Source organism: Shewanella sp. 10N.261.52.F9 (assembly GCF_041471165.1).
In the GTDB taxonomy this organism is placed as follows: domain Bacteria; phylum Pseudomonadota; class Gammaproteobacteria; order Enterobacterales; family Shewanellaceae; genus Shewanella; species Shewanella marinintestina.
Map to the genome: position 1 here is coordinate 268,595 of NZ_JBFRNX010000004.1, position 19,895 is coordinate 288,489.

At 40.5% G+C, this 19,895-nt stretch carries 18 protein-coding genes and 1 tRNA gene; 10 read left to right on the plus strand and 9 right to left on the minus strand.

Annotated elements, in window-relative coordinates:
- Positions 1 to 37: 37 nt before the first annotated feature.
- The 3 genes from AB4298_RS04095 to yejK all read right to left on the minus strand — a co-directional run bounded on the left by AB4298_RS04095 (position 38) and on the right by yejK (position 3,229).
- A complete protein-coding gene (locus AB4298_RS04095) occupies positions 38 to 880 on the minus strand; it encodes a M23 family metallopeptidase (protein ID WP_371985814.1) in 843 nt (280 codons plus the stop codon).
- A 26-nt stretch (positions 881 to 906) separates the two neighbouring features.
- Positions 907 to 1,785 (minus strand): 6-carboxytetrahydropterin synthase, encoded by an 879-nt coding sequence (locus tag AB4298_RS04100; protein WP_371985815.1) that lies wholly within the window; start codon positions 1,783 to 1,785, stop codon positions 907 to 909.
- Positions 1,786 to 2,200: 415 nt separating this feature from the next.
- A complete protein-coding gene (yejK, locus tag AB4298_RS04105) occupies positions 2,201 to 3,229 on the minus strand; it encodes a nucleoid-associated protein YejK (protein ID WP_248998342.1) in 1,029 nt (342 codons plus the stop codon).
- A gap of 568 nt (positions 3,230 to 3,797) precedes the next feature.
- Between yejK and AB4298_RS04110 the strand changes: the two genes are divergently transcribed.
- From AB4298_RS04110 to AB4298_RS04120, 3 genes are all read left to right on the plus strand, one after another.
- Complete coding sequence (locus AB4298_RS04110) at positions 3,798 to 4,016, plus strand: YejL family protein (protein WP_248998341.1); 219 nt, start codon at positions 3,798 to 3,800, stop codon at positions 4,014 to 4,016.
- Between the two features lie 81 nt (positions 4,017 to 4,097).
- Entirely contained in the window at positions 4,098 to 5,882 is a 1,785-nt protein-coding gene (locus AB4298_RS04115; protein ID WP_371985816.1) for a DUF3413 domain-containing protein, read from the plus strand.
- Positions 5,883 to 6,005: 123 nt separating this feature from the next.
- Positions 6,006 to 6,082: transfer RNA gene (locus AB4298_RS04120), tRNA-Pro, on the plus strand.
- Positions 6,083 to 6,209: 127 nt separating this feature from the next.
- Here AB4298_RS04120 and AB4298_RS04125 read toward each other — a convergent pair.
- Positions 6,210 to 6,434 (minus strand): cytochrome c3 family protein, encoded by a 225-nt coding sequence (locus tag AB4298_RS04125; RefSeq protein ID WP_248998339.1) that lies wholly within the window; start codon positions 6,432 to 6,434, stop codon positions 6,210 to 6,212.
- Between the two features lie 463 nt (positions 6,435 to 6,897).
- On the opposite strand from AB4298_RS04125, the gene AB4298_RS04130 reads away from it, so the two are divergent.
- Complete coding sequence (locus AB4298_RS04130) at positions 6,898 to 9,087, plus strand: diguanylate cyclase (protein ID WP_248998338.1); 2,190 nt, start codon at positions 6,898 to 6,900, stop codon at positions 9,085 to 9,087.
- On the opposite strand, the gene AB4298_RS04135 is transcribed toward AB4298_RS04130, so the two are convergent.
- A complete protein-coding gene (locus AB4298_RS04135) occupies positions 9,071 to 10,513 on the minus strand; it encodes an alpha/beta hydrolase (RefSeq protein ID WP_371985817.1) in 1,443 nt (480 codons plus the stop codon). The genes AB4298_RS04130 and AB4298_RS04135 overlap by 17 nt on opposite strands.
- Before the next feature lie 86 nt (positions 10,514 to 10,599).
- Between AB4298_RS04135 and AB4298_RS04140 the strand changes: the two genes are divergently transcribed.
- A complete protein-coding gene (locus AB4298_RS04140) occupies positions 10,600 to 11,079 on the plus strand; it encodes a DUF6942 family protein (protein WP_371985818.1) in 480 nt (159 codons plus the stop codon).
- Positions 11,080 to 11,138: 59 nt separating this feature from the next.
- Here the strand turns inward: AB4298_RS04140 and nadE are convergent, their stop codons facing one another.
- Entirely contained in the window at positions 11,139 to 11,969 is an 831-nt protein-coding gene (gene nadE / locus AB4298_RS04145; protein ID WP_248998335.1) for an NAD(+) synthase, read from the minus strand.
- A 340-nt stretch (positions 11,970 to 12,309) separates the two neighbouring features.
- On the opposite strand from nadE, the gene AB4298_RS04150 reads away from it, so the two are divergent.
- From AB4298_RS04150 to AB4298_RS04160, 3 genes are all read left to right on the plus strand, one after another.
- Entirely contained in the window at positions 12,310 to 12,954 is a 645-nt protein-coding gene (locus AB4298_RS04150; RefSeq protein WP_371985819.1) for a LysE family translocator, read from the plus strand.
- Positions 12,955 to 13,107: 153 nt separating this feature from the next.
- On the plus strand, positions 13,108 to 13,914 hold the full coding sequence (locus tag AB4298_RS04155) for a regulatory protein RecX (RefSeq protein ID WP_248998333.1): 807 nt from the start codon (positions 13,108 to 13,110) through the stop codon (positions 13,912 to 13,914).
- A 98-nt stretch (positions 13,915 to 14,012) separates the two neighbouring features.
- The gene (locus tag AB4298_RS04160; protein WP_248998332.1) at positions 14,013 to 14,357 is read left to right on the plus strand and encodes a hypothetical protein; all 345 of its coding nucleotides are present in this window, start codon (positions 14,013 to 14,015) and stop codon (positions 14,355 to 14,357) included.
- Positions 14,358 to 14,410: 53 nt separating this feature from the next.
- Here the strand turns inward: AB4298_RS04160 and AB4298_RS04165 are convergent, their stop codons facing one another.
- The 3 genes from AB4298_RS04165 to AB4298_RS04175 are packed head-to-tail and all read right to left on the minus strand — an operon-like array spanning position 14,411 to position 17,538.
- The gene (locus tag AB4298_RS04165) at positions 14,411 to 15,961 is read right to left on the minus strand and encodes a PhnE/PtxC family ABC transporter permease (RefSeq protein ID WP_371985820.1); all 1,551 of its coding nucleotides are present in this window, start codon (positions 15,959 to 15,961) and stop codon (positions 14,411 to 14,413) included.
- 2 nt (positions 15,962 to 15,963) lie between these two features.
- Entirely contained in the window at positions 15,964 to 16,680 is a 717-nt protein-coding gene (locus AB4298_RS04170; RefSeq protein ID WP_371985821.1) for an ATP-binding cassette domain-containing protein, read from the minus strand.
- A gap of 3 nt (positions 16,681 to 16,683) precedes the next feature.
- Positions 16,684 to 17,538 (minus strand): putative selenate ABC transporter substrate-binding protein, encoded by an 855-nt coding sequence (locus AB4298_RS04175; RefSeq protein WP_371985822.1) that lies wholly within the window; start codon positions 17,536 to 17,538, stop codon positions 16,684 to 16,686.
- Between the two features lie 283 nt (positions 17,539 to 17,821).
- Between AB4298_RS04175 and AB4298_RS04180 the strand changes: the two genes are divergently transcribed.
- Entirely contained in the window at positions 17,822 to 18,496 is a 675-nt protein-coding gene (locus AB4298_RS04180) for a response regulator (RefSeq protein ID WP_248998328.1), read from the plus strand.
- Positions 18,487 to 19,839, plus strand: coding sequence for an ATP-binding protein (locus AB4298_RS04185; protein ID WP_248998327.1), 1,353 nt, complete (start codon positions 18,487 to 18,489; stop codon positions 19,837 to 19,839). Before AB4298_RS04180 ends, AB4298_RS04185 begins: the two co-directional genes overlap by 10 nt.
- Positions 19,840 to 19,895: the final 56 nt, after the last annotated feature.

Below are 19,895 nucleotides of genomic sequence, written 5' to 3' on the forward strand. Positions count from 1 at the left end.
GCTTTTTTGTTGCTGATTCTACTCTAAAATAAAGCGCTTACTTTACCTTACTTTTTGCCATAACACTCTTCATCGAAGGTACGATAGTTGTAGGATCAAGGCGCATTTGATACCAATTAATCCGCCAATCCAAATGTGGTCCCGTTGAGCGACCAGTTGATCCCACCTCAGCAACTTTATCGCCTTGCTTCACAACATCGCCCTGTTTCACGTAGAGCTTACTTAAATGCAAAAAACTCGAACTAACCCCATAACCATGATCAATAATCATAGTACCACCGGAATAAAACATATCAGAAACAGAAAGTGATATCACTCCATCTGCAGGTGCGACGACTACGGTACCTGTTTTAGCTGCAACATCGACACCGTAGTGCGGCGTGCCTGGTTTACCGTTATAGATACGCTGACTACCATACACACCGCTTATTCTGCCGGTTAATGGCCAGATAAAATCCTGATTGAAAGCGTCACTTGCCGTGAATTGAGCTCTTGCAGCTTTAACCTGTTTAGAATCCTTAGCCGCCCTTGCTTGCGCTTTTGGATCTGGTTTCATAATTTTTTTACTGATCCCAGTAATATTTTGGATCTTATATTGCTGAGTTTTCAGTTTGAGTGGCTTCAGCTCTGTCAATCCATCCGGATAAACAAGTTTTAGCATCTGCTCTAACTCTGCTTGGCGAGCAAAACCAAATGCAAATTCGCCTTGAGCATTTACCTTTAGTGGCTCATCATTTAAAAAAACCTGTGTACCTGGTTGAACCTGAGCACGCATTAACGCGCCTTGAATCAACTCTCCATTTAGCTCTACAGCCGCATTGGCTTGCAATGCTAAACCACCAAACACACAGCTAGATATGATCTTGATAAATACTCTCAAAGCGACTCCTTTTATGCTTTGCTTGTTTATTTAACACTGCGACTCGCAATAGCACCTTTACCCACACCTTCATAAGCAATCACTTTAAAATCACTGCTTGGTACTTTGTCTGAAAGCGTTTGCGCCATGTAATCTGCAAGCAATTCAACGGTTGTATCATGTGGCAAAATATCACAAAGATCTTTAGGCATAGCTAACTGAAAGTCACCTTGTGGCGCCTGATAATGAAAACCGAAATGGGTGTTGTCATTTACTTCTGTTTGTGGCGATAACACCAACGTTTTAACTGATACTTGATCTTCAACTGTGCCAAGATACATGTCATGCCAACGCTTGGCCCAATATTCATCCCATTTAGGTGCAGCAACGCCGTTTTCAAATACGGTTACCGGGCTGCGGTGCCCATGAGCAATACGTTGACAGTTACCATCGTGCTTTTTCAAACCATGACTATAATGATAAAAAGGTGCATCATGCAGCTCATTTCTGAGTGTAAGCGAAATCCCTTCAACATTTTCCGGTAATACTTCTTTCAATGCTTGCTGCAAAAACTTGTTCACACTTTCAAAATCAATAATTTCACTTGGAATAAGTGCAAATGCCTGCGATGGACACGCAAGATGGATGTCGCCTTTTTGGCTTGAAAAATCCATCCAGACACGATCGCCCTTTTGCTGCCAGCGTGCTTCGCTACAAGCGGTTGGGATCAACAAACGATGATCTGCGACATCGTCAATAGTGCTTTTAATGGTACGCTTCACTTTAGCAAAGTCGAGCACCATATTTTGCTCATCTAAACCACCATCAAGTAACACGTCAACAATCCAACTTTCCCCAACCATCCCTCTAATCGGACAAAGATAAGAAAAGTCGATTACGGTTAAATCTTTAACGAATAGTTGCATTTGCGCTCCTAGGTAGAAAAACAGTCTACCTGTCATAGTCCATACAGCAATGGCCGCAGGATGAATAAGATATACGCCAACCAGAGTTCTGGTTACGTTGAATATTGCAGTAGCTTACAACGAACCGCATTAACATTCGACTTTTTTAACACTGACTGCATTGTTTTAAAGCTAAGTCAGTTAAATACCCTGAATACGCCAAATCCAACGTAAAAACAGGTTAAAATCTAAGCCAAAAGTTAGCTTGAATACGTGTGATACCACTACGCTAATTCCTTTTAATGCCTTCTCTCATGAAGCACTGAAAGATAATCATTCTTGTCAAATATTGAAAAAAAAGCCGAGCATTATTAGCTCGGCTTCATTTGATTCGCTCTAAACTCATGTTTTAGGCGCTTGCCAACACCAGTTTAAGTTACTCGCCCTTAAGGCGACGGTCTAACTGATCTTTTAAGTTAGCAGGTACGCCTTTAATAATAATAGTGTCTGAAACAGGATCATAAATAACGCGCTCGCCAAGGTGTTGACCATCAAAGCTTAATGTCACGCCACCGCCAGTACCTGAAAACTTCTTTAGCTGCCTGAGGGTTGGCTTATCCCCAGGAAACTCTTCTTCTAAGTCGTATGTACCGCCTTGGGCGAAATCATAAAACGAGTCCATACCTTGATCGGCTAATTCATCTGCCAAATCTTTGATTTGAATTGATGAACCTTCATCACAGCGTTCAGTACAATAGTCAAATACACGTTCACGAGCTTGTTGACGCTCATCTTTAGTTAATTCACTGTTGCCAACGAAATCTTCGACCGCATTCATTAACGATTTGTTTTGTGCTTTAGTGTTTACCCCTTCAACACATCCCATAAAGTCGAGGAAGAAATCAGCAACTTTACGGCCCGCACGGCCACGTACGAAAGAGATATACTTCTTCGAGTCTGGATCGGCTTGCCATTCAGTTAAATCAATACGAGCTGCTAACTGAACATTATTTAAATCGAGATGGGTATTTTGCGAAAGCTCCATATCATCAAGTACTGTCATTGACGATTTAGCGTTAAGCAAAGAGACAAATAAATAGTCACTAGTCATGTAAGTGTAGCAAGACAGCAGCAGGAAACCACCAGTGCTAAAATCATATTTTGACAGTTCTTCTTGCAGCAGTTTACCTGCTATGCCTGAAAACTCGACAAAGCCAAGCTCACCGGCGCGATATGTCGTTAGCGCTTCTTTAAACTTAGTATTCGCTTCACCGTCTTCACCATTAATACCGAAGTGACCAAAACCTTTACCCGCTTTAGTCGTGTAGGTTTGATGCAACTCTTCGAGCATCGCCTCAACAGCTTGGCTATTAAGCAAAGGTTGTGGACGTAATCGACAACTAAGTTGACCTTCACCATCTTGAGAAATGGAGTGGATAATTGCTTGTTCGACGTTAATACTCATTGAGCCTCGATAAAATTTGGCAAGGAATGCATGCAAGTATATCAACTGCTCGCATTCTAATTGTAAACGATTGATGTTTTTTCCAGTCAGTTAAGTTATAACTAAATAACGAGCCATAACAACCGATTTATAGTGCCGGCTATCATACCAGAGAGTACCAATAAATCTATATCTGTAGAGACAGCTATCGACGCAATTTGTGACCAGATATCGGTTGCGATATAGCGTGAGCGCTTTTAGCCATAAGCAAATAACCACAACCAATATACAAGCCTTATTGAATACGCGGCAGCCAAGTTTATGAGGTTTCAAGCCGTTAATATTTTGTGCCTTAACACTTAAATTAAAGACAAGTTCAATAACAGCAACGGTTGATGCCATGCTTACTCCTAAAGCTAATAGTTTACGATTTAACTTCTGGTTTTATGACATAGCAAAAGCATGCCAAATGAAGATATTAAGCAGTGAAAAACAGATAGGGGAAAAAGTGCAATAAAAGTGCGGAGCTTCTTTAAAAAATCCGTTATTATATGCCGTTAATCAAGATTTAAAGTGAACATTTTTAATTATGGCTATTCAATCTAAATATTCTAACACTCAAGTAGAGTCAATTATTGCTGAATTACTTGCGGTATTAGAGAAGCACCAGTCACCAACAGACTTGAGCTTAATGGCACTAGGTAACTGTGTGACTCACCTATTGCAAAATAAAGTGCCTGCTGAAGCACGTCAAGTTGTAGCAGAGCAATTTGCTAAAGCATTGTCGCAATCAGTAAAATCTAACTAAGATACACCAATAGTAAGTAGATGTTCGTCAAGGCTAAAGCTTGCTTACCCTTGACAACACCTAAACAATAAATGGATCAACATGGTCGAGCGACAAAAACAGATTGGACGTGATCGCGTTTCACGCTTAGTAAGCTGGGGACATTGGTTTGCTTTCATTAATGGCTTATTGGCCATTATTGTGGGTTATCGCTACCTCGACACCATCGGGCTTCCCGAATCCTTTATTGGCTGGGGTTACTTAGTCATTAGTACCATAGGCCATTTTAGCTTTTTAGCTTTTATGGTTTATTTGGTGCTGATTTTCCCAGTAACCTTATTACTCCCCTATTCTCGTATCCTTCGGGGTTATGCCGCTGTTGTTGCGACGCTAAGCTTATGCTTATTGCTATATGATACTGTCATTTATGATGATTATGGTCTGCATTTAAGTCCATTCGTATTCGACCTTGCTTGGGCTGATTTGAACGCTCTGCTTCGAGGTACATCCTATATCATCACACCTATGGCGATTTTAGCGATAGAGCTAACCCTTGCTAACTTTTTATGGAAACGGGTTGAGAAGATCCGTAAGCGCAATATTGGCAATAAAGTCGTTGCCATTGTTGGGATCTGTTTTGTCGCAAGCCATTTAATCCATATTTGGGGCGATGCAGCAGAAGTCACAGAGATCACCCATTTTGACGATGCCTACCCGCTATCTTATCCAGCTACAGCTAAAAGCTTAATGGAAAGTTACGGCATAGAAGGCGCACAAAGCCATAAAGACCAAACGCCGCCAAAAGCAAGCTTAAAGTACCCATTAACACCAATGCAATGTATGGCAGACAGCAATCCAAACATTTTGGTTATTGCGGTGGATAGCCTGCGTGCAGATTTAATTGATCCATCTACAATGCCATTTTTAGCGTCTTATGCTAAAAGCAATATGAACTTTACCCAACACCTTAGCGGCGGTAATCAATTTAACAGTGGCATGTTTAGCCTACTTTATGGACTACAGGGCAGCTATTCAGATGCCGTAGACTTACACTTTCAAAGCCCTGTATTAACCCAAGAGCTAGCAAACCAAGGCTACCAATTGGGCTTATTTAGCACCCAAGATACCTTAGCAGTACCTCAAGCTATCTTTAACGACTTTGAACGAATAGATGCCCAACATACGGATAGTTTTGCCAATTCAGATCTACAAACCATCAAAAATTGGAAACAATGGCAACAAACATTAACTAAACCTTGGTTTAGTCTAATCAATTTAAAGTCTCCAGAAAGCTACGACACTCCTATTGGTTTTTTAGGTATAAAAACCGTTAAGCCAGCAACTCAACTAAAGCCTGCACAAAAGGTTCTGTTTAACCAGTACCGCCAATCACTAAACTTTATTGATAAACAGATAGAACAAGTAGTCAGCGACCTACCCACTGAGACTCTGGTTATTATTACCGGTATTAATGGCAAAGTGTTTACCAGTAACTCCAATGAAGCTAGCGTAAACTTGTCACCCGATAGCATACACGTACCAATGATCATTCATTGGCCAAACGAAACATCGGCTAAACAAATAAACTATCGAACAACGCATAATGGCCTAGTACCCGCTATATTGACTCAAGCTTTAGGATGCTCGAACCCAGCATCAGATTACAGCTCAGATGAAAGCTTAATGCAGCCGGATGATAAAAGTTGGGTTTATGTGGGTGACCATCGTATTTTTGCGATATACCAAGAGTCAGAAATCACTGTTATTGATCGTCATGGAAAGTATCGGATCTATGATATTGACTACCGCAAGCGCTTGAAGAAAAAGTTAAGTGCCCCTGAACTCATAGAGGTTATGCGTGAAGGTCGTAGACTCTATGTGCACTAAAGATTACAAACTAAGCAATTGAATACTATGACCCCACGAAGAGCTTGCGCTAGTTATAATGACTTGATACAGTGCTTGCTCTTCAGAATTCCCCTTGTTAACAACTGTTTCTGATGAGTATCTCGGGATATGGCCTAGTCCGGTAAGGCGCTTGTCTGGGGGACAAGAGATCACAGGTTCAAATCCTGTTATCCCGACCAAATATAATAAAAAAGCCAGCTGACTCAGCTGGCTTTTTTGTAACTATACGATTGTGACTATCAATTTAGCCTAAGCGCTGTGGGATGAAGACATCATTATATTGATGCTTCATCCCTGCAAACTTAATTACTCGTGACAGTCAGCACACTCTTTAATTGTTAAGTCAGGAGTATGGATCTCTTTGTCTAACTCGTGAGCGCTGCCCATATCGTGACAATCATTACATGTCGCGATGGTCGCTTCCATTTCGGTGTGCTCTTCAACATTAATTGTCTCGTGACAATCGGTACAGTTTACAGCCATTGCAGATGCAGAAAACGCTAGTGCAGCAACTAAAGTTAAATATTTCATACGCATTCCTTAATATCGGAGTTATTGCACTTAATAGTTGTTATATCACAGAGCTATTAAGGCTTTTATTGTGAAAGCTCACTGAAAATTAATCACTTAATCATTCTGTAGCCCATGCCTCCCATGATATGACTTAATCTTAATTGAAACTTAAATCTGGGTCTGTTGTTGAACAAAAGCTGAATGACTTTACGATGACTTTTAAAGGATGTGAGCGAGGTCTGACATATGGCCAAATTTGGCATTTTATTTTTCAAAAAATCTCAAATTGAACCGCAGTCAAATTTACTAATTCTTGAAATATAAATTTGATGCCTTTTTAGTCTACAAATTAACTTAAGAAGAGTTAACAGTTGCTATCGTCAACTAAAGTTAATAAATTGTAATGACTTTTTAGTTGTATTTTTCCTATTTAATTAATAATGGCACTGACTTTTACAGTTCCGCGTGAAGGCGAATTATTTTGCTAAAAATTGAACAAAATAGATTATTGTTTGCCACCGTTTTAGGTGTAGTCGGTTTTTTCATTAACCTCTACCCTATTCACCTATTTGCCAACGTTCAGTTGATTTTAGGTAACGTCGCATACGTTATTTCAGCCATCATACTTGGACCATGGTATGCGCTTTATACAGCAATAATCGCTGTTAGTGGGCTAATGGTTGCGTGGGACAGCTTGCATGTTTATTTTCTATTTGGCATTGAAGCTATCTTTCTTGGATTTGCTAGACGACGTGACATTTACGCTTTATACGCCAATTTTGCTTTTTGGCTAATACTGGGTATGCCTGGATTTTATTTGTATATATCGCTATTTACCGAACTTCCAACGACCCATGCAACCTTTATTGCTCTAAAACAGGGGATTAATGGTTTAATTTATGCCAGCATTGGCTCTTTGCTGATCATACTGACACCGTCATTTTGGCACTTTCAAAGTAAAGTCAAAGACAAGCAACGCCGAACATTTAACACTCAGTTGACGTATACATTTACCTTAGTCATAACGACAGCTTTATTGATGGCAGCATTAATGTTCAATAACCAGTTTATTGAGCGCCAGCAAAGCTTAATGTACGACGCCATTAAAAACACTGCTAATAACCTCGCTTCTTCTACAAAGGCGTATTTAGCTGTACATTCTAGCGCAATAAACAATGCAGCCCAGTGGCTTAGTTTAAACGTGCATTCAGATAAAGATGAACAGATCTTACTATCGCAATTACACAGTAATTATCCAGGTTTCATCACTATGCTTATGGCTGATAGCGAGGCAAACATCGTAGCTGCAAGCCCAGCTTCGTTGCTGCGAAAAGCTCAAACATCGCAAAAGCCACTCAATATTGCCGAACGCGATTACTTTATCGAAGCGTTTATTAATCAGCGAACCTATACCTCACCATTATTTCTTGGTAAAGGTTTTGGTAATGACCCTATTGTAGCTATCAGCGCACCACTTTATCGTCCAGAAAGCCCGCACCAACCTATTGGTATTATTGAAGGGTCTTTAGATTTGAATCAATTTAAGATCATTGATGAAATTGACAACAATAATCAAAACCAGTTCATGCTGCTACTCGATCAAAATCAACGAGTACTTTATGCATCTGAACAACTAAATTTAGCGCCGTTATCTGATTTTACCTTTTCGCCACATAACCCTAATTACATTAGTCCGTTTCCGCTAATCAATATCAGCCAGAATAACAATATGGCACCGGAATATGTATATGCAAGCGTATCACTTGATAATGGCTGGCAATTGCTGATCCTCAATCCGTTTAGGCCATTAGTTGAATTGGTTGAAAACATGTATTTAACCACATTCGCGATGCTTATTGTGTCATTACTCATCGCTTTGTATCTGTCTAGAATCGTTAGTGCACGGCTTACTCGGCCACTTGAAAACATTGCGAGTAAATTTAGTACAAATTCAGATGATGCCTATATCGAGTATGCTGTCGATGAGGAGTCTCCTAAGGAAATTTATTCATTATTTCATCGGTTAAAGCAAAGTAAAAGTCAGCTAATTGGTTATCAGCTTGAGCTTGAAGAAAAAGTGGCTATCAGAACGATTGAACTCGAACACGCCAATAGCCAGTTAAAAGCCTTAGCAGAAAAAGATCCATTAACCGGCCTTTATAATCGTCGATACGCTGAAGACAAGTTTACCGCTGTACAGGAGCTTTGCCAGCGCAGTGATGAAGTTATCGCCATTGCACTGCTTGATCTAGATAAGTTTAAATTTATTAATGACACTTATGGCCATCATAGTGGAGATTTAACCCTCAAGCTCGTCGCCAAACAGCTCCAACAAGACTTTAAACGCAACTCTGATATTATCGTTAGATATGGCGGTGAAGAGTTTTTATTAATAATGCCGCTTTGTAACGCATTAAAAATTGAGGAACATTTAGAGCACTTTAGAGAAAGGTTGTCGCAGCTGGTAATTGATGATCAAGAGGATAATCATCAATTTAATGTGACCACCAGCATTGGAGCGGTATTAGGCAATGGTACTTATAGTGCTTCACTAGAAGATTGGGTAAAACAGGCTGATATCAATCTATACCAAGCAAAACACTCTGGCCGTAATAAGTTGATATTTACGACATTGAAAGATACTAATGTCCAAGCTACTGAGCCACAATAATTTGGTCCATTTTCTTGAGCATATAACTGTGGAACGGATTCCACTTCTGCCTCATCATTTCACTCGCGGGCACTGTTAACACCCCTCTTTCACCTCTAGATGCTGCTATACCAATCTGAATATGCTGTTTCTTTTGATCGCCTACGGGGCCATATAACGGATCGCTTTTAGGAAAAGGTAGCGCTACATGAGATAAAGAATATACTTGTTTTGGCCAAATTAGTCCTAATTCCTGTTTGCTATCGTCATTTAATCTGCGGGCATGGATCTTACGAGTATCTGCACTTTCATTTTCAACCAAAGTAAATGTGAAATCATAAGCATCCTGAGCAAGCACTGCTTCGTATGGTAATAAAGGATCGTTTAGAATTAAGCTTAGATTCACCTTAGTACGATTAATATCAAACATCACCAGCTCATGACCAACATTAGGTAACTTTTGGTATAAACTGTTAACCACCGCGCTTGTATCAACTGTATCATCTGTTAATGATTGAAATGTCAGGATTGGCGCGAGGCCAGCCAGACGCTCTTTACCGAGTTGATTTATTAACTCAAGGTTATGCTCTGACAAACGATAAACCACGTCCCCCGCATTAACCGCAAATGAGCCATATTTAAACGGGTCGTATTCAGACTGAATACTATTCCAACTAAGTTTATCTAAACCTAAAATATTGCCCAGTCTTGCTTGCCACCTTGCTCCAGCAGCAACTGGAGGTAAACCAATAGCGGGCGAAAAAAGTACCATTGCAGCGTAATGTGCTTGCTTATTACTCGCGATTCGCTCTAACTCATGATTCAAGGCGAGCGCAGCCCCTGTTGAAAAACCCACAACATATAGCGGCTTATCGCCTAATGTTTGCTTCATTTGCTCTGTAGCAATCGCTACCGCAGCAGCCATATCTTGCCAAGTTACCTTGGTTAATGCCGACGGTAAGGTTCCATGTCCCGGCAACCTTAAGCCCAACACATGTGCCTTGCCTTTATAATGTTTAGCAAAGTGAGACATGGCATAAGGAGAGTCTGACATTCCATGCAATAACAATACGCCATATTCAGCATCAACTTTTGACCACTCAAAGCTTCGATTCCAATCTTGAGACCATAATCCAGGATCAGAGTAACTCCCTCTTACATACCGATTCAGAATATCGAAATATTGAGGTTCTGATTGATTTTGATATACTTTTTTATCAAGCTCTACAAACAATTGCTCCTCAAGAGCAAGGTAATCAGAAAAGTTGTTTACCTCAGTTTTTACCGTATATTCCGACTGAAGATCCGTCGTATGCCAAAGAGATAGATCGGGGCGTGAATTAAGAAACCAAACCGCCATAGCAATCAATGCAATACTAGTTCCTACAGAAGAATAAAAAACAGCGAAGGCAAGGTGTTTAGTTGAACCGATTATAATGGCTTTCATAAAAGTCGCTATTCATCCTAAATACGCAATCTATTAAAGGTTAATTTACACGCCTTTCATCAGCGTAGTAAACATAAGGGCTTACATTGAATAAAAATAATAACATTATCGGCCAATCAACCGCGAGCAGGTGTTTTTACTTGCCATCGCCACCACTCTTAAATGATAGTTGGAGTATTCATACCGATAAGGCTATCAATCACCTAATTGAAATGAATGGTAATCACTGGCGTAAAATCCTCACCATTATGGCAAAAATATCTGTTAGCGATACTCAATGGAAACATTACCGCGAGCATCAATTACTCAAACAGAACGAATGCATTATTATAGGCGCCACACAGCTCGTTACTGGTGCAAAACAGCATTTCATTTGCGGCCAACAAAGTAGCGAATTATTACAAATCAACAATGCTAACTTCGCACCTTTAAAGGGGGCTGAGGGTTACCTTAGCCAACATAGCAAAAGCTCCATTTTTTTATGCCCTTACTTAGACTATCGCCAGTTTCCAAATCTGCACATTGATAACTTAAGGCAAGTACTAGGTTTACCAAGTCTGGCTTGAGCAATGCAATACGACATTAAAAAAGGCGCTAAAGCGCCTTTTTTAATAAGGTAAGAATACTAGTCATAAATCGTTGGAATTGGTGAACGTTTATGTTGTGTCACACGGTAGATCCCAACTAGTTTATCATTCACAAAGTTACTGACCTCTTTGCCTTCAAGAAAGTCATCAATCTGATCATAGGTTAAACCCAGTGCCACTTCATCTTCAAGCTGCGGCTTGCCTTCCTCTAAATCGGCGGTCGGCGCTTTAATCACTAAACGTTCAGGCGCGCCTAAAAAGCCTGCTAACAGGCGAACTTGACGCTTATTTAGACCAAACAAAGGAGCTAGATCACAGGCACCATCGCCCCACTTAGTATAAAAGCCAGTAATATTTTCAGCACTATGATCTGTACCGACGACTAAACCGTTGACTAAGCCAGCAATCTCATATTGAGCAATCATACGCATTCGTGCTTTGACATTACCTTTAACAAAATCGACTTTATTCACATCAGGTAATTCAATCCCCGCCGATTCAACTGCCGCAAGCGTTTCGCTATGAACGCCATTTACTCCTTGTTTAACATTTACGGTAACAAGTTTTGACGGTTGGATAAACTGACATGCCATCTGCGCTTCATCTTCATCTTTTTGGACATCGTAAGGCAGGCGAACAGCAATAAATTGGTATTGAGTTGACTCGGAATCAGCATTGAGCTCATCTACCGCTAACTGACATAAACGACCAGCCAATGAGGAATCCACTCCGCCACTTATTCCAAGCACTAAAGAGCTTGTGCTAGATTGCTTAAGTTTTGACTTAATAAATGCAACTCGTCTTTGTATTTCAAAAGTCGGGTCTATCGCCTTAAGTACTTTCATTTCTCTTAAGATCTGTCCTTTCACGTTTCACTCTCCAATGGCCAAAGGCATAAAATCGGATTCTATTATGGGTGAATTCTAACGATTATTCACGAGCTGATTGATAACAATCGTGTTAATTTATAATTATCAATGACAATGCAGCTTCAAAAATAAACACTAGCGCCCGTTTCTATTACTTGTGGGACCGCAGAATACCAATCAGTATAGAGATTTGCTTACTCAGCGAGAGTTAAGCCGTTTTGAGGCAAGGCAATAAATGAAAAGCATCGTTGTTCTAGATTAAGCTCATTAACACAACATCAGAAGCGATCTGAATAGATTAATTTTTGATTGTGATGGTATTATAACTTTTAGGTTTTTAATGGATTATCAATTACTTTCCTCACTTGCAGTCATTCACTTAATTGCACTTGCAAGCCCTGGCCCTGACTTTGCTTTAGTCGTGAGGCTCTCTACCCAAGAATCTCGAGCAGCTGCGGTTGCATCAGCCTTAGGGATCGCGGTTGCTATTCTTGGGCATACTCTTTTGAGTTTAACTGGAGTGAGCTTAATTATTAAGAGCTCAGATCTATTGTTTACAGTAGTCCAATTAATTGGCGCTAGCTACCTTGGCTGGATGGGGATCGGTGCGATAAAGGCTGCGACTTTGCATTGGCGTGACACTGTAACGATTGAAACAAATTATAAGAAAGTAGGTGTAACCGTAAACAAAGGTTTTATGCAGGGGTTATATACCAATATATTAAACCCTAAAGCCTTAGTCTTTTTCATTACACTTTTCTCCACTTTAATTACCCCTCAGGTAACCTTAATAACCAAAACAATGGCCGCTTTGCTTTTATTTAGCCTGTCATTCTTCTGGTTTAGTTTTATCGCAATCGTACTTTCTAAACCTAAAATCCAACTTAAAATGAAAAAGGCCAGCCCGATAATCAATCTACTTACTGGTGTTGTGTTTGTCTCAGTGGCATTAATGATCATTATTGGATTAGTTAATTCTCATTAAATACTCTCCATTAAACAAGTTACACGGATTTGTTGCCTTAAGACATAGCGACAGTGCAAACAACACCTCGTTGAGTATTGCCAGCGGCATACTCAACGAGCGTGCCTTCTGCTAAACTGCTACAGACAATTGTTGATTAAAGATCTTATCACTATGCAACGCCCTCCTCTTCGCCAAGCCAAAACTATAGATAATGTGTTTAATAGCGCCTATTGGCACCTTGGCCAACAAGACTTCACGATTAACGAAATTCGTAGTAAGTTGGAGCGAAAAACAGATAACCAAGCTTGGATTAATACGGTAGTTGAGCGTCTTATTGAAAATGGCTTTTTAAAAAATGATTTTGATTTCGCCGTGCGATATTGTGAACTCGCATTTAGTCATGAGGTCGGTGCCAATGCTATCAAGCGAAAGTTACAATTACGTGGCGTAGCAATTGTAGAAATAGATAATGCTTTGGAGCAAGTTATCGACGAGCTGCAAATCGATAGTTTTGCAATGGCAAAGCAGCGACTGCTAACTAAATATGAAAGCTTTCACACAACCAATAAAGAGAAAATCTATTCACAGATGACAAATAAGGGCTTTACTCGAGAAGAAACTGAGCGTGCATTGCAACAGCACCCAGCTCGAGATACCTTGCGCAGCAAGCTCGCCATCAAAGCCGATAAAGCCGATTTAGCCAAAGAAATAATTAAACTGTATAACAAAGGCAAAGGTGAGTCTCTTATATTGCAAGAGTTAAGGCTACGACTGATAGATATATCTAACTTTGAACAAACTTTATATCAACTCAGCTTAAATGGTGAAGTTGATTTTTACCAAAGCTGTAAAGCAGAATTAGCCAAAAAACGTTTTGATTTATCAGACTATAAGCAAAAGTCAAAAGCCTATGCTTACTTATCCCGTAAAGGCTTTAATAGCGATGAGATAAAAGAAGCCATCCAGTCTGATGACTAAATGTCATTAGTGTGAAGCCACCTATAGAATACCGCTTATGATTTCACGTAAGCTTTAACCACTTGTCTTTTCAAACATCATTTCAAAGGTGAAGTCTAATGTGGTGGCGTATCATTCTCATTTGTTTAGCGTATCTTCTTATCGGTGCACACTTTTTACGTTTTGGTCAAACAGAAGCCTGCATAGCCTTTGCCTTAAGTCCATTGTTGTTATTCATTAAAACCAATTGGGCCACGAGACTACTGCAATTGGGTCTAATTGCTTCTGCGTTATTAGTATGGGGAATAAGCAGCTTTGAATACATACAAATGCGGATCTTAGCTGAAGCGCCTTGGTATCGTTTAAGCGCAATCATGGCTGGTGTAATTGCATTCACTCTGCTTGCTGCATGGTGCGGTAATGGCATCATTGCTCTACGTAGCCAACGTAAAATTTTTAGTTAATATTTCTAACAATAACTAGCGTAATAATTCTGTTTATCATTACCTTAATAGCATTAATGACTACAGGCAGATTGCGCGTTATTGTCGGCATACAGAACGCGTCGACTAACAATATCTACAGCAATATTCACCAACGCAGTAACTAACATTAATACCAACGCCCCATTAAAACGGATCTCTGAGAAGTTACTGTCGATATAAAACCCTAAAGTTGCAATACCAAGCATTCCTAAAATGGCCGTTTCACGAAGTATGACTTCAAAACGATAAAACAGTAACGCCATTGTATTGGGATAGATCACTGGTAAAATCTCATAGGCATATCCATCCAGCCTGCCATTGAAATGGCTAGACACGGGCACATCATCGGCATGGCGTAGGGTTAAAAACGCAATAAGTGCACCATTATGTATTGCAAGTGCTAGCATGGCAGGCAACATAGATGGCCCTAATAGCAGCATAAAAACAAAAGCAAAAATATACTCTGGTACTGAGCGAAAAATTAATAAAGCCAAACGATTAAATTTAGCAATCCACTTACCGCTAAAACGTTTATCACTGAAGCTACTACCAATAATTGCCAAAATATGGCTCATTCCCAATGCTGTAACCGCTAACAATAACATGCCAACAACGCCAGGCAGGGCTTGCTCACACAGTAGTTCCACCAGCCAATTTAAGAAATCTCTGAATAGTTCCGCCACAGCGCCGTAGTTATCTGTTAGCAATGCATCTTGCAATTGATTACTTTGAAACATTGGCGGCAAAATATCTTGAGTCAAAAACCGCCAAATTAAACGACTGTCGACCACAGGGATGCTAGGTAGGGCCCAAATAGCGCCAACTACATATAACGGTAGAAGCTTTAATCGCCCCCAAAACGGGATCGTGCCAATTAACCCAATAAACAATATCAACAACGCGGCGCCTTGTTGGTAATACCCCTGACGAAAAGCGGATTCTAAATAGAAACCTAGCGTCGGCATTCCCACAAAACCAAGAACGGCACTACTTCTTAATGCACACTCGAATCGATAACGTACATAAGCCTTAACCGGTACCAATACGTGAGCAACTCGACCATATAAATATCGACTTATTCGGTCAGTATTGCTAGGAAAAGTTTGCAAAGTGGTTGTCGGTGCTTGGCGTAAAATATCACTAAACACCCGTGCAAAAGTTGCCCCATAAGGCAAGGCTATAGCCAAAATACCGGTAATAGGCGAAAGTCCAAAGATCTGCAGAAAAAGCAGCGCCCAAAAAATCTCATGGATTGAGCGTAGAAATGAACATACGGTCGCAACTAAGGGCTTGTGGTAGAGAATGGATAACGGCGCTCCAATAAATAAAGCAAGACAAATACCGAGCAAAGCAAAGCTGATGGTTTGCCATAGTGCCTCAAATAGGTATTCTGTCGCGAAGAAGTCTGGCGTTACAAACCCTGTAATGATAAGTAATAACTCGTGCCATGGATCCAGAGCGATAATTTCGGTATCTGCAAAGTAAAAGCAGATCCCAGCCAACAACCATAGGATCAAAGTGACTTTTTTCCAGTAGCCAATAAAGTTGATTTTTGTTGTTATTAGCGCTGCTAAAGTTTGCAAAACTACGGCTGTTTAACCAAGTTAAACTTCGAATATGCTTCAACTTGCGTTACCATTGGATGCTTTTCTTGTAGCTGGTAAAAGTCTTTTAACATCGTTGCGTTGAGATTTTTGCTACTGCAGTCGAGTACTTTCTCACCCCCTTGCAAACCGATAACGCGATCAAAATTCGCCAGCGCCATACTGGTATCATGCAAAACCATAATAACGCTTTCATGTGCAGCGAATACGTGCCTAAGTAATCGTTGTCCCATAATGGGGTCGACGGCAGAAAATGGCTCATCACCAATAAATAGTGACTGCTGCTGAAATAGCGCACGGCCGAGTGCAATACGCTGCCTTTGCCCACCAGATAAATTGACTACATTTTGTGTTATCGGACAATCTAATTCGAGCGTATCCATAATTGTACGAATTTGCAGTTGCGGCTTGTTGAATGGTAAAGCCAAATTGATGAGGTTATACAGCCAAGAATGTCGGTCAAGTGCGCCCATAAAAATATTATGGAACACACTTAAATTTTCGACTAAACCCTGCCTCTGTGAACAAAGCGCTGCGGTTGGTCGCAGTAACTCATAGATATGATGTACTAACGTTGATTTACCACTACCAGATGGGCCAATAATAGCCACCTTCTCGCCTGCACTAATACTTAAGCTATCGATGTTTAAAACCACATTATCATCAAAGCTAACAACAAGGTTGTTTAGCATTAACATGGGTTAATCAATCAAACCAATCGCTTTGGCGACATCTTCAATGGGCTCATAATCTTGATTATCTGCAGGAACAAATGACTGTCTCGGGAAGCTTTTTAATAAACTAGGATCGGTCATACCTATCAATGCAGATTCAACCTTTTCGGCAAAGGCAGCACCAAAGCGAGTATCGACATCGCCTCGAATCGTCCACTGGTAATCAGGGTAAGCAGGACTTTCCCAAATGACATTCACTTTATTAAGATCCACTTTACCGTTAGCGACAGCACTTTCCCACACTTTATAATTTACTGCACCAACTTGATAGACACCCGCCTGAACTTGCGCAATAGTGCGGCTGTGGTCACCAGAGTAGCCTATACGCTTAAACACATTCTTACTATTTTTGCCTAGATTACGCTCAATAAAGAACTGCGGCATTAAACGTCCTGAAGTAGAGTTTTTTGAACCAAACGTGAAGGTGTAACCATTCAGATTAGGAAAACTGTCACTAGCAACAATTTCAGCCGAAGCGTGTGCGATAAAATAGCTTTTAAAGAATTGATCTTCATAACCTTGGGCGATGGCACGAGAGTCACTTACAAGGCGTCTAGCTTGAACCCCTGATAACCCACCAAACCAAGCTAATTGCACTTGATTGTTACGAAAAGCAGTAACGGCAGCAGAATAAGATTTTACCGGAACGTATTTAACATCTACGCCCAATTGCTGTTGCAAATAAACCGCGACTTTGTCGAATCGAGTTCTCAGTTGGCGTTCATCTTCATCGGGAATAGCAGTAAATGTAAACGTCTCGGCCATAGCACTTGGGATGACAAATAACATAGCCAATACCGTCAATCGCTTAATAAGCGACATATTCTAATCCTTTAACTCGCAAAATTTTACGTAACCTTAACGAAAAAGCAGCAATAAACCCAGTGATAACCACATAAAATAACGCCTAAGCGGTAATTAGTTTGAGTTTACAGGTCAATATCACGCTCTAGTTCATAAAAACAACAGTAAAACAGCTTACTCGGCAAAGTTCAGCCATTGTTAAGTTTATAAGGCGTAAACTCTTTATTGTTAAAACACATAGTTGGCAGTTACAGTAATTCTGCGTAAACTAATCTGTATTAAATTCAAGGATATTTTGATTATGCGAATATTAGTTGTTGAAGATGATCCCATTCTATCTCATCACCTCAAAGTGCAATTGAGTGAATTAGGCAATCAGGTTCAAGTGGCATTAACAGCTAAAGAAGGATTTTACCAAGCAACCAATTACCCGATTGATGTTGCGATTGTTGATCTAGGCTTACCTGATCAAGACGGAATTAGCTTAATCCAAAGTCTCCGAGATCACGGTCTTAAAGCGCCGGTACTGATCCTTACAGCCCGTGTGAATTGGCAAGATAAGGTAGAAGGACTAAATGCCGGTGCCGATGATTATCTAGTTAAACCTTTCCAAAAAGAAGAGCTAGTCGCTCGTCTTGACGCCTTAGTGCGCCGAAGTGCTGGTTTTGTAAAACCGCAAATCACCAGCGGTCCACTTGAGATAGATCTAGCTGCTAAGCAAGTTACTCTGAATAATCAACCTATGGAAGTCACCGCGTTTGAATACTTGATATTAGAGTACCTCATGCGTCATTGCCATGAAGTCGTAGCTAAGCAGCGCCTTCTTGATGTGATATACGGTGATAAGGAAGGCGATCCTAATACCATTGAGGTGATGGTCAGCCGTTTACGCAAAAAACTCACTAAAGACGGCCTTGAAAACCCAATTGCCACTATCCGCGGCCAAGGATACAAATTCAACCTACCATGCAGTTAAGTTTTAAACCCAAGAAACGTCTGCTCACGCGGATGTTTCTCACTTCCTTATCAATCATTGCATTGGTTGGTTTTGGCCTTGCTTGGATGGTCAATATTCTTCATGCACAAAATAGTTACAATGAAGAAACCGCTCAGCTGATTGCAGAAATTCCGAAGGTCGCAGCTGAATTACGCGAACACGACCTCATTCCCGACAATAGCGATGAATGGTTAGAAGATAACAATGCAACACAACGTTACATTATTGCGAGTTGTGACAGTACATTTAACCAAGTATGGACTTCATCTTTAGCCGTTGATCGTGGTCTATTCGATACCTGTGAGCGTTTTAATGAAATTCGCAATAGCTCACCGCCCTATTATCTATCCTTAGCCGACAGTAAGGGCTACTTTGTTTACCTATTATCGCTTGATATTGCGAATAACAAATACAACCTACTCGTTCTCAAAGACGCTGAAAAACTCGAGCAAGAATATAGCAAATTTAGCCGACTCACCTATATTCGTCTGGCCTTTGTATTAGCGCTAGCTTTGGTGTTGCTGATCAGTGCAGCTTATTGGGGAATGAGACCATTAGTTCGCCTTAGAAACGAATTACAATCAGTTAATAGTGGCAAGTCAAAATCCTTGTCTGACGGCTATCCGGTAGAGTTGGAAGGCGTAACTCAAGCACTCAACCAACTACTAGTACAATCGAGTGCTCAGCAACAACGTTATCAAAATGCCATGAACGACCTTGCCCACAGTCTAAAGACTCGCTTAGCGGCAGTGCACGCAATTACCGATGATCGTACCTTAGATAAAGAAGCCTGCAGCGAAAAGATTATGGAGCAGGTGAGCCAAATGGATCAATTAGTAAAGTACCAACTTAAGCGTGCCATGCTTGGTCGAAAAGGCCTAAAGCAAGAGCAAACACAAATCGCGCCTTTAGTTGATCAACTTGCACAAATGCTATTTAAGGTTTACCGCGACAAACAAGTGAAATTCGAAGCAGTGATCCCTACCGAGCATGTTTTCCCTGGAGACAAGGGAGACTTAATGGAACTCTGCGGTAACTTAATGGAAAATGCATTTAAACTATGTATAACCACAGTAAGAGTTTCGTCTTATTATAATGATGCTGGTGAGTTCGAATTACTTGTTGAAGATGACGGACCGGGTGTTGAAGAAAGCATTCGTCAAAATATTATTCAACGTGGCGTACGAGCAGATACACAAAAGGCGGGGCAAGGAATAGGTCTTGCGGTCTGTAATGAGATAGTTATAAGCTATGGTGGACGACTCAGTATTGAAACTTCAGATCTTGAAGGAGCCTGTTTTAGGATCTCTATTCCTATCTAGCTATGTCAATACAAATAGGGCTAATGTGCATCTCAAAATATACCACTTAGCCCTTA

What these genes read in the sequence shown, in the direction of transcription:
- AB4298_RS04100 (WP_371985815.1), bottom strand. Translation starts at nt 1,785, where the DNA reads ATGCAACTATTCGTTAAAGATTTAACCGTAATCGACTTTTCTTATCTT.
- yejK (WP_248998342.1), bottom strand. Translation starts at nt 3,229, where the DNA reads ATGAGTATTAACGTCGAACAAGCAATTATCCACTCCATTTCTCAAGAT.
- AB4298_RS04110 (WP_248998341.1), top strand. Translation starts at nt 3,798, where the DNA reads ATGGCTATTCAATCTAAATATTCTAACACTCAAGTAGAGTCAATTATT.
- AB4298_RS04115 (WP_371985816.1), top strand. Translation starts at nt 4,098, where the DNA reads ATGGTCGAGCGACAAAAACAGATTGGACGTGATCGCGTTTCACGCTTA.
- AB4298_RS04125 (WP_248998339.1), bottom strand. Translation starts at nt 6,434, where the DNA reads ATGAAATATTTAACTTTAGTTGCTGCACTAGCGTTTTCTGCATCTGCA.
- AB4298_RS04135 (WP_371985817.1), bottom strand. Translation starts at nt 10,513, where the DNA reads ATGAAAGCCATTATAATCGGTTCAACTAAACACCTTGCCTTCGCTGTT.
- AB4298_RS04150 (WP_371985819.1), top strand. Translation starts at nt 12,310, where the DNA reads ATGGATTATCAATTACTTTCCTCACTTGCAGTCATTCACTTAATTGCA.
- AB4298_RS04155 (WP_248998333.1), top strand. Translation starts at nt 13,108, where the DNA reads ATGCAACGCCCTCCTCTTCGCCAAGCCAAAACTATAGATAATGTGTTT.
- AB4298_RS04160 (WP_248998332.1), top strand. Translation starts at nt 14,013, where the DNA reads ATGTGGTGGCGTATCATTCTCATTTGTTTAGCGTATCTTCTTATCGGT.
- AB4298_RS04170 (WP_371985821.1), bottom strand. Translation starts at nt 16,680, where the DNA reads ATGTTAATGCTAAACAACCTTGTTGTTAGCTTTGATGATAATGTGGTT.
- AB4298_RS04175 (WP_371985822.1), bottom strand. Translation starts at nt 17,538, where the DNA reads ATGTCGCTTATTAAGCGATTGACGGTATTGGCTATGTTATTTGTCATC.
- AB4298_RS04180 (WP_248998328.1), top strand. Translation starts at nt 17,822, where the DNA reads ATGCGAATATTAGTTGTTGAAGATGATCCCATTCTATCTCATCACCTC.
- AB4298_RS04185 (WP_248998327.1), top strand. Translation starts at nt 18,487, where the DNA reads ATGCAGTTAAGTTTTAAACCCAAGAAACGTCTGCTCACGCGGATGTTT.